Source organism: Rhodopirellula sp. MGV, assembly GCF_002251265.1.
Taxonomy (GTDB): Bacteria; Planctomycetota; Planctomycetia; order Pirellulales; family Pirellulaceae; genus Stieleria; species Stieleria baltica_A.
Genome location: NZ_NPDI01000022.1, coordinates 1 through 14,994 on the forward strand (window position 1 = coordinate 1; position 14,994 = coordinate 14,994).

At 56.1% G+C, this 14,994-nt stretch carries 17 protein-coding genes and 1 pseudogene; 14 read left to right on the forward strand and 4 right to left on the reverse strand.

All coding sequences use genetic code 11. The features are described from left to right. From CGZ80_RS07400 to CGZ80_RS07440, 9 genes and pseudogenes are all read left to right on the forward strand, one after another. Nucleotides 1-236 (forward strand): annotated as a pseudogene (locus CGZ80_RS07400) (sugar phosphate isomerase/epimerase); the annotation flags it as partial. Further along, on the forward strand, nt 233-994 hold the full coding sequence (locus CGZ80_RS07405) for an NUDIX hydrolase (protein ID WP_094412918.1): 762 nt from the start codon (nt 233-235) through the stop codon (nt 992-994). The pseudogene CGZ80_RS07400 and the gene CGZ80_RS07405, both read left to right, overlap by 4 nt. A 276-nt stretch (nt 995-1,270) precedes the next feature. Then, complete coding sequence (gene trxA, locus CGZ80_RS07410; protein WP_094412919.1) at nt 1,271-1,600, forward strand: thioredoxin; 330 nt, start codon at nt 1,271-1,273, stop codon at nt 1,598-1,600. Nucleotides 1,601-1,845: 245 nt separating this feature from the next. After that, nucleotides 1,846-2,640 carry a thymidylate synthase gene (locus tag CGZ80_RS07415; protein WP_094412922.1) on the forward strand — a complete coding sequence of 265 codons (795 nt, stop codon included), beginning with the start codon at nt 1,846-1,848 and terminating at the stop codon, nt 2,638-2,640. Between the two features lie 27 nt (nt 2,641-2,667). Beyond that, nucleotides 2,668-3,159: a dihydrofolate reductase gene (locus tag CGZ80_RS07420; RefSeq protein WP_094412924.1), complete on the forward strand. Its 492-nt coding sequence runs from the start codon at nt 2,668-2,670 to the stop codon at nt 3,157-3,159. Nucleotides 3,160-3,451: 292 nt separating this feature from the next. Then, a complete protein-coding gene (gene rpsM, locus CGZ80_RS07425) occupies nt 3,452-3,835 on the forward strand; it encodes a 30S ribosomal protein S13 (protein WP_198953649.1) in 384 nt (127 codons plus the stop codon). 50 nt (nt 3,836-3,885) lie between these two features. Further along, nucleotides 3,886-4,269, forward strand: a complete 384-nt coding sequence (rpsK, locus tag CGZ80_RS07430; protein ID WP_094412926.1) for a 30S ribosomal protein S11 — start codon at nt 3,886-3,888, stop codon at nt 4,267-4,269. A 111-nt stretch (nt 4,270-4,380) separates the two neighbouring features. Next, on the forward strand, nt 4,381-5,376 hold the full coding sequence (locus CGZ80_RS07435) for a DNA-directed RNA polymerase subunit alpha (protein WP_094412978.1): 996 nt from the start codon (nt 4,381-4,383) through the stop codon (nt 5,374-5,376). 77 nt (nt 5,377-5,453) lie between these two features. Continuing rightward, nucleotides 5,454-6,062, forward strand: a complete 609-nt coding sequence (locus CGZ80_RS07440; protein WP_094412928.1) for a bL17 family ribosomal protein — start codon at nt 5,454-5,456, stop codon at nt 6,060-6,062. Nucleotides 6,063-6,177: 115 nt separating this feature from the next. On the opposite strand, the gene pgl is transcribed toward CGZ80_RS07440, so the two are convergent. Next, nucleotides 6,178-6,879 carry a 6-phosphogluconolactonase gene (gene pgl / locus CGZ80_RS07445; RefSeq protein WP_233148288.1) on the reverse strand — a complete coding sequence of 234 codons (702 nt, stop codon included), beginning with the start codon at nt 6,877-6,879 and terminating at the stop codon, nt 6,178-6,180. 176 nt (nt 6,880-7,055) lie between these two features. On the opposite strand from pgl, the gene CGZ80_RS07450 reads away from it, so the two are divergent. The 5 genes from CGZ80_RS07450 (at nt 7,056) to CGZ80_RS07470 (ending at nt 10,523) form a co-directional block, all read left to right on the forward strand. Beyond that, entirely contained in the window at nt 7,056-7,556 is a 501-nt protein-coding gene (locus CGZ80_RS07450) for a GNAT family N-acetyltransferase (protein ID WP_094412931.1), read from the forward strand. A gap of 85 nt (nt 7,557-7,641) precedes the next feature. Then, entirely contained in the window at nt 7,642-8,148 is a 507-nt protein-coding gene (locus CGZ80_RS07455; protein WP_094412934.1) for an RNA polymerase sigma factor, read from the forward strand. Further along, complete coding sequence (locus CGZ80_RS07460) at nt 8,135-8,734, forward strand: hypothetical protein (protein ID WP_094412936.1); 600 nt, start codon at nt 8,135-8,137, stop codon at nt 8,732-8,734. Before CGZ80_RS07455 ends, CGZ80_RS07460 begins: the two co-directional genes overlap by 14 nt. Before the next feature lie 117 nt (nt 8,735-8,851). Beyond that, on the forward strand, nt 8,852-10,198 hold the full coding sequence (locus CGZ80_RS07465; protein WP_158222596.1) for a DUF4832 domain-containing protein: 1,347 nt from the start codon (nt 8,852-8,854) through the stop codon (nt 10,196-10,198). 46 nt (nt 10,199-10,244) lie between these two features. Further along, entirely contained in the window at nt 10,245-10,523 is a 279-nt protein-coding gene (locus tag CGZ80_RS07470) for a hypothetical protein (RefSeq protein WP_094412940.1), read from the forward strand. 26 nt (nt 10,524-10,549) lie between these two features. On the opposite strand, the gene CGZ80_RS07475 is transcribed toward CGZ80_RS07470, so the two are convergent. The 3 genes from CGZ80_RS07475 to CGZ80_RS07485 form a co-directional block, all read right to left on the reverse strand. Next, entirely contained in the window at nt 10,550-12,811 is a 2,262-nt protein-coding gene (locus CGZ80_RS07475; protein WP_094412941.1) for a hypothetical protein, read from the reverse strand. Nucleotides 12,812-13,125: 314 nt separating this feature from the next. After that, nucleotides 13,126-13,956 (reverse strand): hypothetical protein, encoded by an 831-nt coding sequence (locus CGZ80_RS07480; protein ID WP_094412943.1) that lies wholly within the window; start codon nt 13,954-13,956, stop codon nt 13,126-13,128. 27 nt (nt 13,957-13,983) lie between these two features. Next, nucleotides 13,984-14,994: an N-acetylglucosamine kinase gene (locus CGZ80_RS07485; RefSeq protein WP_094412945.1), complete on the reverse strand. Its 1,011-nt coding sequence runs from the start codon at nt 14,992-14,994 to the stop codon at nt 13,984-13,986.

Genomic DNA, 14,994 nt, shown 5'->3' on the forward strand with positions numbered 1-14,994 from the left:
GCAAGAACCTGGACAACATTTTGAAGTTTGTCTGCAACGTTCACCTTCGCGATACGCGTCCGGACGCGTTTCAAGTCAGTGTCGGACAAGGCGAAGTCGACTATGGCAAACTGATCACGCAGCTCGAGCGTGAAAAGTATGACCGTGCGTTGACGGTCAATATGATGCCGATGGAAAACCTGGACCATCGCGTCGAACTTCGCAAGCTGCGACGCTTGCTGGAAACCCTGGTGTGATCTCGCTCGACGCGAGCTGGCGGAAGTCGATCACCCGGGTGTTAGACGATTTTGCCGAACCCAGCTACGTTCGCGCGTCTCAAACATTCCGGGCGTTGCGTCAACCGACCATGCCAAGTCGCCGGCGACTGAGCCCTCGGCTTGCCTATGGTCGCCATCGTGGGCCCGCACGTCGCGGTTGCCGCCATGCGGCCGTGGTCATCGTGATTTACCCGCACCGCGAAACCGGTCGGCCTTGCATCGCGCTGACGCGGCGGCCAATGACGCTGTCCCACCACGCAGGCCAAATCTGCTTGCCTGGCGGACGCGTAGAAAACGGCGAGGTGGCAATCGAGGCGGCGAAACGCGAATACCACGAAGAACTGGGAGTCGAGCTCGATCGTGCGACATGCCTGGGGACGCTTCCGAAGATCTATGTCTATGCCAGCGACAACTTGGTCGACACCTTTGTGTTGGTCCACCAAGACCACTTGCCGGTGTGGGCCCCCGATCCAACGGAAGTTGACCAAGTGATCGAGATCCCGCTCAGTGCGCTCAGCCGACTGGGCCGAACGGCGGCTGATTCGATTGTCCAAATCGATTCTGTTCGCCGCGGTAAGGTCGCCGAGGGTGACGAGGTATTCAATTACGGATTCAGTTACCCGGCGATTGACCTGGTCGATTGCGAGGGACGCCAGCACCAAGTGTGGGGAGCAACAGCGATGCTGCTCGCCCAGTGGGGTGAGGTGCTACACCGTGCCCAGAGTGGCAACGGCTGATGAAAACATCGGAATGAGACTTCGAGGCACGGTGTCGGTTAACGTTCAGTGTGAAGTTTTGCCGACATTGCTTCAGCATGACTCGCCCGCAGCAGATTGGGGCGAGCCGTCGCGGTTGTTCGGCCAATGAAAGCACTTACCTTGGCCGACTCGCTAGCGCATCCTACAATCGCGGTGACTGATTTCACGACATCCACCTTGGCGTTTGCGAACTCCCCGGTGAATGACGTTTTGAAACGAAGATTTACACGAAACCACTTTTAGAGGGTCAGTGACATGGCATCCGAAGCCGTCGTCGAGTTTACCGAAGAGAATTTTGAGGCCGAAGTGATGCAAGCTGACGGCCCCGTCCTCGTTGATTTCTGGGCACCCTGGTGCGGCCCTTGCCGTGCAATCGCCCCAATGATCGACCAATTGGCGTCCGAAAATTCGGACAAGAAGGTCGGCAAATTGAACATCGACGAAGCCCCCGGGATCGCCCAAAAGTACGGTATCACCGGTATCCCAACGCTGTTGGTGTTCAAAAACGGCGATGTAGAGCACAGCTTCCGCGGTGGAAACACCACCAAGGCTGCGCTGCAAGAAGCCCTCGACGCTTCTCTGTAAGCTCTCTCGTTTGATTTTGGCCGCTCTCCCGTAGGCGGGAGAGCCGTGTCAGGTGGCGGTTTGCGTACCGACTTGGCCAAGGCCACTCCCTTCCCTAGCGGCCCGTCGTTTCAAGATTAACCACGGGCTAGAATGGGACTCCAATCGCCGCTGCCTGCGAAACGCATTCGCAGAGTATTTGCGCTGGGCATTTACGCTGAGCACCGGCGAGTCTTCTTTGTTTCTCACGCAAGCAGGCGAAAGCAATGCTGCAATACCTTCGATTGCTCGAAGACATTCTCGAGTCGGGCTCGGATCGTGGAGACCGAACGGGAGTGGGCACCCGAAGCCTGTTTGGCCGCCAAATGACCTTCAATTTGGAAGAAGGTTTCCCGCTTCTAACCACCAAAAAACTGCACCTTCGTTCGATCATTTTCGAACTGCTGTGGTTCTTGCGCGGCGACACGAACATCGCTTGGCTGAACGAAAACGGCGTGCGGATCTGGGACGAATGGGCCGACGAAAACGGCGATTTAGGGCCTGTCTATGGGCACCAATGGCGGTCCTGGCCGGCCCCGGATGGCCAGACGATCGACCAGATCGCTTGGGTCGAAAACGAGATCCGCAACAACCCGCTCAGCCGTCGCTTGATCGTCTCCGCTTGGAACGTCAGCGAAGTCAACCGCATGGCGTTACCACCGTGCCACACGCTGTTTCAGTTTTATGTGGCGGACAATCGTTTGTCGTGTCAGCTGTACCAGCGCAGCGCAGACGTGTTTCTGGGCGTCCCGTTCAATATCGCCAGCTACGCGCTGCTGACGTTGATGATGGCCAAGGTCACCGGGCTGCAACCAGGCACTTTCGTGCACACCTTCGGCGACGTGCACCTGTACCAAAATCACTTTGACCAGGCCCGCGAGCAATTGACGCGAGAACCAAAGCCGCTGCCGAAACTCGTGATTTCGCGAACGCCTGAATCGATCGACGATTTCCGATTCGAAGACTTCGAAGTGATCGATTATCACCCGCATCCACACATTAAAGCACCGGTTGCCGTTTAAGCCTGTCGCGCCACGGAAGAGGCACCTATGAAACCGACGTTGACCGCCGTTGTCGCGATTAGTTCGAACGACATGATTGGCCGTGATGGCGACATGCCATGGCGTCTGAGCAGCGATTTGAAGCGTTTTAAAGCCCTGACGATGGGCGGCGTCCTGATCATGGGCCGCAAGACATTTGATTCGATTGGCAAACCGCTTCCTGGACGGCGAACAATTGTCGTGACACGCAATGCCGATTGGGGGTGCGAAGGTGTCGAGGTCGCCCACTCGCCTGAGGCAGCGGTCACCCAAAGTGGAAACGATCCCGCCTTTGTTGTAGGCGGGGCGGAGATTTACCGCCAACTGATCGATCGCTGCAATCAGATTTTTTTGACGCGTGTCTTGTGCGAAGTCGGTGGCGACACAGAATTACAGCTCGACTTGTCTGAATTTGCCGTGATTGAGCAATCGCGGATCCCCGCAGGTCCGAAAGATGAGTATCCGACCGAGTTTCTGCGTTTAAAACGTCGCGAAACTTGACTGCCAGCGTGACGGCGTGCGTGCTCAAACCCGCCGTTTGGGAGCAATCCACAAAGCGTTTGGGTGGTCACTTTGGTCGCGAAACGCGAGTGGAATTAAAAATCCCGAAAAAGGCTGGAAAGTGGCCATTGAGCAAAAAGGGGGCCATTCGCTATAGTCCGGGATTCGCGGACAGCACTTTTTCGTTTTTTGCGTGTGGCGGGCCTTTTCACAAGGTTTCAGGCCGCCGAGGGACCATCCCCGCGGTGCTGCCACAGTCCAGTTTGCACGAGATATTTGCAGGAGCATTGCTATGCCCCGTTTGTTGGGCGTCGACATTCCGAACGACAAACAGATCCAGTATTCGCTGACCTACTTGTACGGCGTTGGTTTATACAGCGCACGTGAAGTATGTGAGAAACTTGGGATCGATCCGACGCGACCCGCGACGGAGATCAACGAAGACGAGCTGGGTCAAATTGCAGCATTGCTGGAACGCGACTACACGGTTGAAGGTCCCCTTCGCCGCCAGGTCACGCAAAACATCAGCCGCCTTCGCGAAATCAAATCATACCGCGGCATGCGTCACCGCATGGGCTTGCCAGTCCGCGGTCAGCGCACCAAGACCAACTCGCGAACGCGAAAAGGTCCAAAGAAGACCGTCGCCGGAAAGAAAGGCGTCAAGGACCTTCGCTAGCGTTCTTTATTACCGATTCAGTTACCGATTTTTGCGTTTAGGACTTTGCCGTGGCAAAGAGCAACAAGAAAAAACGAGTCCGTCGCAACGTGACCAATGGCATCGCCCACATTCACGCGACGTTCAACAATACCACTGTCACTATCACCGATGCCAAGGGCGACACCTTGTGCTGGGCGAGTGCGGGCACGAGCGGATTCAAAGGAAGCCGCAAGAGCACCCCGTTTGCCGGCCAATGTGCTGCTCAACAGGCCGCCGAAAAGGCGACCAAGTTCGGTATGCGTGACGTCGAAGTGCGAGTCAAAGGCCCGGGTTCGGGTCGCGAAAGTGCAATCACCGCGCTGCAATCGGCGGGATTGAAGGTCAAGTTGATCGAAGACGTGACCCCCATTCCTCACAACGGATGCCGACCACGCAAAAAGCGTCGCGTCTAATTCCTTACTTCGTCGATTCAGGCACCCCGCATGCTGCGTGTATACGCGCAGCAACCTGGTGTCGCGTCGATTCATTCAATTCGCAATCGTACTCCCCAGCGACAAGGTTACATCGCAATGCATATCCGTTGGCGTGGAATGGAGCTTCCCAGCACACTGGAAGTTGACCGCGATTCACTTTCGCAAACCTACGGCAAATTCACCGCAGAGCCTTTCGAGCGTGGTTTCGGCACCAGCGTCGGTAACTCCATCCGACGTGTCCTGCTGAGCAGCTTGATGGGTAGTGCCGTCACGCAGATCAAAATCCGTGGCGCACAGCACGAATTCACCAACATTCCAGGCGTTCTAGAAGATGTCACCGACATCGTCCTGAACGTGAAGAGCTTGGTCGTTCGCAACCACAGCGAAGCGACCCGCGTGATCACCGTCGAAGCCGATAAGGCTGGCGAGATCCGCGGCAGCGACATCCAGACGGATCAAGATGTCGAAATCATCAACCAAGACATCGTCTTGGCAACCTTGACCGAAGACGTCCCTTTCATGATGGAAATGGTCGTCGAAAACGGACGTGGATATGTCCCCGCGACCGAACACAGCAGCGCCGACCACGAAATCGGAATCATCCCGATCGACGCGGTCTACAGCCCTGTGACCCGTGTCCGTTACGACGTCGAAGAGACCCGTGTCGGCCAAAAAACCAACTATGACAAGCTGGTTCTGGAAATCTGGACCGACGGAAGTGTGAACCCGGAATTGGCGCTCGTCGAAGCCGCCAAGATCCTGCGTAAACACCTCAACCCGTTCGTCCAATATCGCGAACTCGGACCGAGCATCTTCTCGGCCGCTCGCGGTGGGGCCGGATCGCCCGAAGCACAGCTGGAAGCCAAGCTCAACATGACGCTTGCCGACCTCCGACTTTCCGTGCGGGCTAACAACTGCCTGGAAAGCGAAAACATCCAAACCGTGCGTGACCTCGTCCAACGTAACGAAGATCAGTTGCTGGAAGTCCGAAACTTCGGTGACACGACGCTGAACGAAGTCCGCGAAAAGTTGGCCCAATACGGCCTGCACCTCGGCATGCGAGTGCCAGCCCAACCGTTGTTCTAGGTTCTGCCGAACCTGTCCACCGGGCAAGCCAACTGCTGTAACCACAATATAAGTCACCAACCCATACCTGAACTGTCATGCGACACCGACGACATGGCCGCACCCTGGGACGTAGCCCCAGCCATCGCAAGGCCCTGCTGAAAAACCTCGCCAGCGCCCTGTTCCTGACCGAACGCGACGCCGAGTTGGATGAGAACGCGCCCAAGGTTGCCGGTCGTATCACGACCACGCTGCAAAAGGCCAAGGAAGTTCGTCCATTGGTCGAGAAGTGCATCACTATCGCCAAGAAGTCTCTCCCACACGCCGAAGCCGCGAAGGAATTCGCTTGCGACGCTGACCGTGGCTCGGACGAGTACAAGAAATGGCGTGAAAGCGATAACTGGAAGAAATGGGCCGACGCCCGTGGACCAGTCGTCGCCGCACAACGCCGCGTTGTTCAAATGATCGGTGACCGCGAAGCGACCGCAGTCTTGTTCGACATCGTTGCCGAACGTTACGTCGATCGCCAAGGTGGTTACACCCGCATCGTACGCTTGGCCATGCCTCGCCTCGGTGACGCCGGTACTCGCGCTATTTTGGAATTGGTTGGCAAGAACGATCGCGTCAACCGCGCCGCCGAACGCCCTGCCTTCGATAGCGAAGCACCTGCCGAAGAACCAGCAGCAGAAGAAGCAAACGCAGAATAAGCTCGCTTCGAGAAACGACATCGACGGACAAGTCAGCTAATGCCGACTTGTCCGTTTTTTTATGCGCTCGCAGCTCGCGATGTTCAAACTGCTGCACGAGTCACGCTGCACTCGTCTATTCGACCGCTTCGGCGTCAACGAACCAACGCGTGGGTGATACACCTTGCGAAGGGTACAACTGCAAATTGCGTTCGCCAAACAAAACCTGTTTGAGTGCCTCACGCTTCGCCGAACCCGTGATAATAAACCAAATGTCCTTGCCGGCCGAAATCGCCGGATAAGTCATCGTGTAGCGATGAGCTTGAAACTTGGGGACATAGTTTTCAATGAACGACGCGTCGGTTACACCGAGGGCTTTCGTCTCGGGAAACAGTGATGAAGTGTGCGCGTCGTCACCCATTCCCAGCAGTACCAGATCAAAAGTTGGCATCGCGGTTCCAAAGAATGCTTCCATCTCAGATGCGTAGGCTCGTGCTGCTTCCGCTGGGGCATCGACCTGAACCTGCACGGGATGAACATTCGATTCTTTGACCGGGATGTGGTCCAACAGGGCGTTTTTGACCATCTTGTAGTTGCTGTCGGAGTGGTCATGGGGCACGTTTCGCTCGTCGCCCCAAAAGAAATGGATTTGTTCCCATGGCAAATCTCGCGTGGCCAACATCTCATAGACACGCTTTGGCGTCGAACCTCCGGAAAGCGAGATCGAAAACGTGTCCTTCGATTTCAAGGTTTCGGTAATGAGCTCGCAGATCGAATCGGTCACGGCGTTTTGAAGCTTGGTGAGATCCGCATACGGTTCAAAAGGGAAAAATGCCACGGCGTATTTCTCGTGCGATTGAAAGGTGGCTTGATGAACCACCGGTCCTGTCGGTGATTTGAAGTCTCGATGATAGCGGATTGCTGGCTGGCTACGACACAGGTCAGCGTTTCCGACAATCATGCTATGGTGGTGGCAGCCACAAGATAGACTCCCGCAACCAGGATGCAGCCTTGATGACAACGACCACGGGATCCGAGATCACGATTCGCGACGCACAGCGTGCTGATGTTCCCCAAATTCATGCGATGCTGGGCGAACTCGCCGAGTTTGAAAAACTATCTGAGCAGTTTGTCGGAACAGCGCAGCAGATGGAAACCGAGCTGTTTGATCGTGATGGCGGCCCGAGTGCCTTCATCGCGGTCGATGCGGAGTGCGGTCCAATTGCCTACGCGATTTACTTTGAAAACTTCTCTACATTCCTGTGCCGGCGGGGGCTTTATTTGGAAGACATCTATGTCCGACCGGCGTTTCGTAAACGTGGAATTGGAAAACGGATGTTGCAACACCTCGCTTCGATCGCCGTCGAACGTCAGTGCGGGCGGATGGAATGGTGCGTGCTCGATTGGAACCAGAACGCGATCGACGTCTACGAGGCAATCGGAGGCGACGTGCTGCCCGATTGGCGGATCGTGCGACTCGATCAAGACGCGATTGCAAAACTCGCTGGCAAATAAGGGTTCAATCTTTCTAGTTTTTCGTAAGGATCCAGCCGTGTTTCCTCAATAGTCTCGTGTAAGCCAGTCGCCACGAGACGTTCCGATGAAAACACGAGCCCACCAAGAAACATTCGACCGTTGGCTGAATTGCCATACCGGCCTACTGTTAAAAGTCGCCTCGTCATTTTCCAAAGATGCGACCGATCGAGACGACTTGCTTCAAGAGATCTCGTTCCAAGTCTGGAAGTCGATCCCCGGCTATGACGGCCGCGTCAAGGAATCGACCTGGATCTATCGCGTCTCGCTCTACACCGCGATTCGGTGGGCGAAACGTGAATCCAATCGCCCCAGCACGGCAAATCTTGAACAACCCGCAATTGTCATTGACCAATCGGGACAGGACCCACGACTCGCTTGGCTCTACGAACAGATTCAAGCGTTGGAACCGATCGACCGTTCGCTAACGCTGCTGATGCTGGACGGCTACAGCTATCTGGAAATCGCCGACACCCTGGGGATGACGGAAAGCAATGTAGGTGTCCGACTCAGCCGCATCAAAAAGGATCTCACACGCAAACTTCAGCGAGAACGAAACGATGACATTCGATGAAGCCCAATCATTGTGGCAGTCACAACCGAACGACAATCCTGCGGTCAATAAAGATGCGCTGATGCGATCAGTGAAGGCCAAGTACGCGGCGTTTGACCGAGTCGCCAACGTGACCGAAGTGGCGATGTTCTGCACGCTGCTGTTCGTCGCCGCGATGTTTATGCGAGACCCGATCATACAGGGTCACGACCGGATCTTGATTCTGGCCGGAATTGCTGCTGTTGTCTCGGCAACGTCGGTGTGGACTTGGCGGCGGGCACGAAAGCGACGTGAAGTTTCCTTTGACAATTCGCTGCTCGGGATCATCGAAAAATCAATCGACGGGATTGATGATTATGCGGCACGAATGACCAGCTTCGTGTTTTGGTTTGGCGGTCCGCTTTGCTTGGGCTTGCTACTCGCCTTGTGGGTAGCAGACGAATCAAAACGCCCAATGCTTTACACCATCTTTATCCCCGCGACACTCATTTGCTTGGGGCTGAGCTACTGGCAAGTTCGACGCGAGATTCGTTTGAAACTGATTCCGCAAAGAACACAACTGGTCGAACTACAACGATCACTCATCAGTCACCAAGCGACTGTATGATGGGAGTAGATCGTTGACCGGAACGGCGATCATTTGCCCCGCAAATCAGTTGAACCAGCGATGCGACTCCCCGCTTCCAGAAATTTCTTGCTGATCGGCCTACTGATCAGCACGTTGATGCCTCATCCAACCATCCGTGGGCAATCCTATGCATTGAAACCGGCACCAAGTCCTGCGGAGAACCCCTTGAAGGGTTTGGTGCCGTACGCACGCCCGGCACCAAACCGTTTTCCACACAGCATGGAGTTCCAGTATCTCCCGCTGAGCGATTTGATGTTGGGGATGGATCAGTTTGACTGGTCACCGATGGAACGCTTGCTGGACGATATCGCATCACGAGGGAACCAGGCAGTCGTCCGCGTTTACATGGAATACCCCGGCAAGGAAAAAGGGATTCCTCAATTCCTGGTCGATGGAGGGCTGCGAGTCCATCGCTACCCCAACACCAATACCGCCCCGTTCCCGCCAACCCAAGTCACTACGCCGGACTACGAAGACGCGAACCTTCGCGAAGCATTGCGTCGGTTCATCGCCGCATGGGGCAAAGCATACGATGGTGACCCACGACTGGCTTACATCACCGCTGGGTTACTAGGTACCTGGGGCGAGTGGCACACCTACCCCAAGGACGACCTTTGGGCGAGTCACAAAACCCAAGCCATCGTACTCGATGCTTATGCAACTGCTTTTCGATCGACGCCGGTCTTACTCCGGTATCCCGCCGGCCCCGACCATGGTGCTCAGGTCGAAAACGCGAACCGTCCCTTTGGCTACCACGATGATTCCTTTGCGTGGGCGACTCTCGAAACAGGTCGCCGCCAAGACGATTGGTTCTATATGTCAATACTGAACTCGGCGGGAGCACAAGCCCGCAACAAATGGAAATCACATCCGATTGGTGGCGAGATCCGGCCTGAAGTTTGGGGCAAGATCTTTGACTCGCCAGACCAATGGCCGGATCAGGCACAGAATTTCCATGAGTGTGTTTCTGTCACACATGCGACTTGGTTGATGGACACGGGGATGTTTCGCAAGCAAGCATCACCGGAGCGATTGACGACTGCGATCACCGAAGTCGGTCGAATGGGCTACGACTTCTATGTGCGATCATCCACCTTTCAGAGAAACAATGAAAGTCGCCAGCTTGACGTAACACTTGAAATTCTCAATCAGGGCGTCGCGCCGTTTTATGCGGATTGGCCGTCCGAAATTGCGATCGCAACGACAGCAGGAAAAATCGTTTCGCGGCAACACGCACCGGGATTCAAATTGCAAGGTCTACTGCCAGCCAAGACGCCACACAGGCGTTCGGCATCGATCCCGATGCCGCAATCTGGAGAGTACTTTGTGCTGCTCCGCGTGGTGAATCCGCTTCCTGGCGGTAAACCGCTGCGGTTCGCAAACGTAGATCAAGACGCCACCAAGGCGGGTTGGTTGACGCTTGGAAAACTGATGGTCGAATAGTCGTCCGACCATACCATTTCACACTCGACGCAAAGGCCAACGTTCGATGTTAAAAGAGCTGATCGGACGCCAGATCAATCAAGAAGTTGGGATCAATATCCACGGCGCCCACCGCATCGACACCGCTGAGATCCTCTCCGCGGCGGATGAGTATTTTTCAGTCAAGATGGAACAGGACAACAATGTGTACCATGTGCCATACACGAACATCGTCAAAGTGATTGAGAACCCATCGGGAGTGGTGGTCAGCGGATTTTTCAAATCACACCACTCCCATCCGATGGTCATCAAGATCGGACATGTCGTCGAATACGTACCGACGTAGCAGCACGCCGAGTCGACAACCTTTCGTTAACGACGGTTTTGTAATGAAGCAGCACTCGCCGTTTGCTGTGGTACCCACGGTGTTCCCGCACGGAACACACGTTGGTGATACATCGCTAGGGAACGCAGGGCATGTCCTTTTGGACCGATCGCCCAATCATGATCCAAGTCGGATGCCATCGCACGCAACAAGTAACTGACCGCTGCGACCAAACGTCGGTCTTGCAAGTCTTCATCGGGAGTCACCGTCAGCAACCATTCGACGATGTGCCCCGTCGTTTGAATCTTTCGATCAACGTCGTTGTTGTCGCCCCGACCTTCGAACCACTCCGTGCTCATCGAACCGTCGCGGTTTTGGAGCGAGTAGGCATAGTCGATGAAATCGTTGGTGTAGATTTCGGCACGCTTCCAATGCCCTTCGATCGGCTTGCCTTCGGCGCGGCGTTTCCGCAATGCGTGAGCGTATCCCATCAAACGGTGTGTGCCGCCACAGGCCGCACCGACAATCGGTTCTTCCAGCTCTTCGGCAATCAAACGCTCGAAATCCCATTCGCTACCATCCGCAGCAATCCAAGTCGAATCGGTGTCGAGATAGTGCGAGAATCCGATTAACGTAAATGTCAGCTCGTTTTCCGGCTTGCAGCCGCGTTGTTCAGACTTGATCAACGCATCCACGTTGTATTTCATCTGTCCGGCGTACAGCGGATACTCGACAGGCACGTTGCACATTCCCAACACGGCTAGGAACTGCGACTCGTGTCCTTGCAATCCCACGCCGCTCTTGGCTTTGATCCCATCCGCGTCGTTGGTCAACAGACGCTGACCACGGCAAATGTTATTGCCGGCGATCCAAGCAATCGTGCTGTAGAGACGATTGCCGACGCGAACTTGTGTGTCACTGCCGAACACCATCAGTTGGTGCATCATCCCCCAGTTGCTGCGTCCGGCGGCAACCTCAGGGTTCTGATAAAAGTAGCTCAGCACCCGTTCCATCGGGCGTCGCAAACTGGCGACCGTCCGATTCGGCTGGATCTCGACCGACGGGCGACCGGTGTAATCGAGTTCGACGTCTGCTTCTTCGGTTTCTGGTTGCCCGATTTGATCAGGCGCCGCTTCCGAGGCTGGCGAATCGATCACCACGTCATCCTGGCTTGGCAGGTCACCGACGCTCGCCGACGCACTACCGGGTGCCTCGAGACGTTGTGAAAGGTTACCCTTTGGCAGCGGGGTCAATTCCGCGGTATCGGCAGGGAGTTCCGTCAGCTTTGCAGGTTCCGACCGACGGCTAACCGCAACACGCTCGGACCGCTTTGGCTGCAACTTGACCTCTTCGTTGACCGTTTCATCTCGCAGCACGTTTGGCGCGTCTTCCCTTGCCATCGGCGATTCGAGGGACAGCGCGTCGTCATCACCAAGATTCTCTTCGCTCGGCAAATCATCGTACCGTGGCGCCAGATCAGCGTTTGGAACGACGCTCGCTTTGGGAACCAGCTTCTTTCGTTCGCCAGGTTCGCTGATCTCAACACGCGGCTGAGCTTTCGGTTCGACGACGCGTTCGTTCGCCTCTGGTTGCGAAGGTGCTCGCTGCTGGGGCGCCGGTTGCGTCGGAGGTGCTGGTTGGGCCTTGGGAGCGACTTCGTGAATCGGTTGTGGTTTAACCGCAGGTTCCACCGACGCCGCGACCGGATCGCGCAGTGGGGCAATCCGATTGATCGCATCGCGTGCCACCCAATTGCCTTCGCTGATCGCGCGAATGGATTGGTCGTTCACAGCAGCGGGAGCTTCCGACGCCTGCATGTCGCCTACTGACAAAGCCGCTTCGGCGTCGCCACGACCCTGCCATTGACTCGCGCTGCGCTGCTGCGCCGCACGGCGTTCGGCAAGCAAACGTGCCCCTGGCGTTTGGATCGCATTTTCGCGAACCGTGTTCTCGGCTTTCGCCTTGGACTCCGCTTCGCCAAGTTTCATCGATGGAAGTTCTGCACGGGACTGGCCCTTGTCACTTGGATCGGACACCGGCAGCGCTGGCAACGGTTTCCGGGTGGGTGACTGTTCCGCTGGCGCTTTTGCCACATGTGCTTCCGCCACACTCGCGGTGACGTCACGAGCGACTGACGTGTCGTTTTTTTGCGAGGTGGATTGCGGTGCACCACGACGAGTCCACCCCTCATCACTCGCCGCAGGGCTCTTCTTTGCCGGCTCCACCGAAGCAACCGCAGCAGCTTCAACTTCGACAGCAGGTTTCACATCCGCAGCGGGTTCTTCGACAGGCATGTTGGCAGGTGCCATCAGCTCAATCGTGTCATCTGCGTAGGCGGGTAACTCAACTGAAGATGCTGCGAGGGTTGACGCGAATGCAGCAGCGACTCGCCACAGGTGGGTACGAAGACGATCGCGTTGGTTTGTAGTGTTGCGTCGGGTCGGGCAGGTCAGCACGAATAGGCTCCATCGAACGAATGCGCAAAGGTAGTCTCTGCTATCGGATCGAAGGGCCGCAGAATCCAACCTTTAACAGTCGACCAATGCCCAAAGGAAACGCCTTTAAACCAGGTAAACTTTGCGGGTTGGTATTCGCCGTTCTGATTGAAAAACTCGAATTTCGCTCAAGCGATTTCACCCCCTGCCTGAGCCGTTTTCTGCACCGTCGCGCCTGCCACAAGGTATCGCCTTGGACCGATTTCCCAAATCCATGGCTTTTCAGTGGAGAAAAGCTGGATCGAGGGAGTCTTCTGAATCGCGGCAAGGACTCCACCTGGATGGACACCAGCAAAAAAGTTTCCCATCGACAACAGGGACGCGGCGAGCCGCTCGACTTGGTCGGGATCTGCGGCGGCCGCGTCGCAATGCAGCAATTGCGGGGCGCTGTCCGAAGAGACAAAGTCAAATGCAAAGACGGCGTGGCCGTTCGGACGCAGCATCTCCCCGACGGTACGGATGTGTCCTTCACGGACCCAACTGAGAACCAGCTTGGGGTCGTCAAGCAAGGATTCTTTGTAGCGCAGGCGTTGCACTGACATCGCGAGTTGGGAAAGCAGTCCGCTTGAGACAACGAGATCGCAATCGCCGACCGCGATCGGTGAACCTTGGGCGAGCGAACCCGGTGTATGGCCCCCCATCAACGGCGCGGCGACATCAAAATCGCCATGCCGATGAACCGCGTCATGATCGACGCCTAGCTTTGAAATCGCATGGTCCATTGCCCCGGTATCCACATCGACCAAATGGACTTCTGCAAAGTGTTGCAACAACCATGTGAGATCGATGTCGTTACAGTTTCCCGCACCAAGAATCGCCACTCGGTCGTGACGGGACATGGCTTCGGTCGCTGTCTGGATCATCGCCATAATACGTTGGCGATGCGATCCATACCCTACCCAATCGTGCACCGTCCGTTGATTGTTGCGACGGTGGATGTTTACCAGTTCCAAGTCCATCGCAGGATGACTCGTGATAGAAGCGTGTTACTTCGACAGATCGATGTTGGGGATTTCTTTCGATGGCAAGGCGGCCAACCGAAGTGCGCCTGCGACCGGATCTTGGACCACCAAAGGGCTTAGCCCCATTGGCTCGATTGCCGCGATCAGCTGCTCCCGGCAACGTGTTTCGTTCACCAAGATACCACCGGTCATCGCCAGCGTGGCGCCGGCCGGCAAATCCAATCGCTCATTCAAGGTCGCAACATGATTGGCCAATTCGCTGACCGCATGGTCGACGATCCGAATCGACACAGGGTCGCCGTCTTCGGCAGCGTTGACGACTCGTCGACTGAGAGCCGCTATTGCTTTTCGAGTCCCTTCGGGACCATAGATTTTTTCGATCAATTCCAACGGCTCGGTCACACCGAAATGTTCGCAAAAGGATTCGACGAGAACGGTCGCTTCGCCACGTCCATCCGCAGCGCGAGCGACCGCATCCAACCCCGCGACCGCGATCGCAAAGCCACTCCCAGGGTCGCCGATCAGTGATCCCCAACCACCTGCGCGACTGCACTCGCCAGCTTGGTTCCGTCCCCAAGCGAAGGAACCGGTTCCTGAAATCAGCACGATGCCTGACAAACTGGGTGTAGCGGCAGCTAGCACCGGTAGCGCATCGTCGGTGACAAAAACGCGTGACCGTGGGAATTGCCGCTCAATCAGCGCTTTCAATTCGTCTTGCTCCGGTTTCCGTCCGGCGCCCGCTGCTCCAATACAAATCCGTTCGGGTTCGTCGGCTTGCAACGTTCGGTCTTCGCTCGCTTGACGCACCGCCAACCGCACGGAACGACAGATCGCATTCGCTGCCGTTTCGAATCCGACGACGCGTGGATTTCCGGCATCGGAAATTCCAGCACCGATCGGGACCACCGGCCCATTCTCGGAACGGTTGCAATGCCCGACCCACGAAACCGTTTTACTGCCGCCGGCATCAACACCAGCGATCAACGTCGGATGATTGGCAGACAAATAGTTCACAGACAGATGTTTTGAAAACAT

Coding starts and splice junctions, on each gene's coding strand:
- trxA (WP_094412919.1), top strand. CDS start 1,271: ATGGCATCCGAAGCCGTCGTCGAGTTTACCGAAGAGAATTTTGAGGCC.
- CGZ80_RS07415 (WP_094412922.1), top strand. CDS start 1,846: ATGCTGCAATACCTTCGATTGCTCGAAGACATTCTCGAGTCGGGCTCG.
- CGZ80_RS07420 (WP_094412924.1), top strand. CDS start 2,668: ATGAAACCGACGTTGACCGCCGTTGTCGCGATTAGTTCGAACGACATG.
- rpsM (WP_198953649.1), top strand. CDS start 3,452: ATGCCCCGTTTGTTGGGCGTCGACATTCCGAACGACAAACAGATCCAG.
- CGZ80_RS07440 (WP_094412928.1), top strand. CDS start 5,454: ATGCGACACCGACGACATGGCCGCACCCTGGGACGTAGCCCCAGCCAT.
- CGZ80_RS07450 (WP_094412931.1), top strand. CDS start 7,056: ATGACAACGACCACGGGATCCGAGATCACGATTCGCGACGCACAGCGT.
- CGZ80_RS07455 (WP_094412934.1), top strand. CDS start 7,642: ATGAAAACACGAGCCCACCAAGAAACATTCGACCGTTGGCTGAATTGC.
- CGZ80_RS07460 (WP_094412936.1), top strand. CDS start 8,135: ATGACATTCGATGAAGCCCAATCATTGTGGCAGTCACAACCGAACGAC.
- CGZ80_RS07465 (WP_158222596.1), top strand. CDS start 8,852: ATGCCTCATCCAACCATCCGTGGGCAATCCTATGCATTGAAACCGGCA.
- CGZ80_RS07470 (WP_094412940.1), top strand. CDS start 10,245: ATGTTAAAAGAGCTGATCGGACGCCAGATCAATCAAGAAGTTGGGATC.
- CGZ80_RS07475 (WP_094412941.1), bottom strand. CDS start 12,811: ATGGCACCTGCCAACATGCCTGTCGAAGAACCCGCTGCGGATGTGAAA.
- CGZ80_RS07480 (WP_094412943.1), bottom strand. CDS start 13,956: ATGGACTTGGAACTGGTAAACATCCACCGTCGCAACAATCAACGGACG.
- CGZ80_RS07485 (WP_094412945.1), bottom strand. CDS start 14,994: ATGTTTTCAAAACATCTGTCTGTGAACTATTTGTCTGCCAATCATCCG.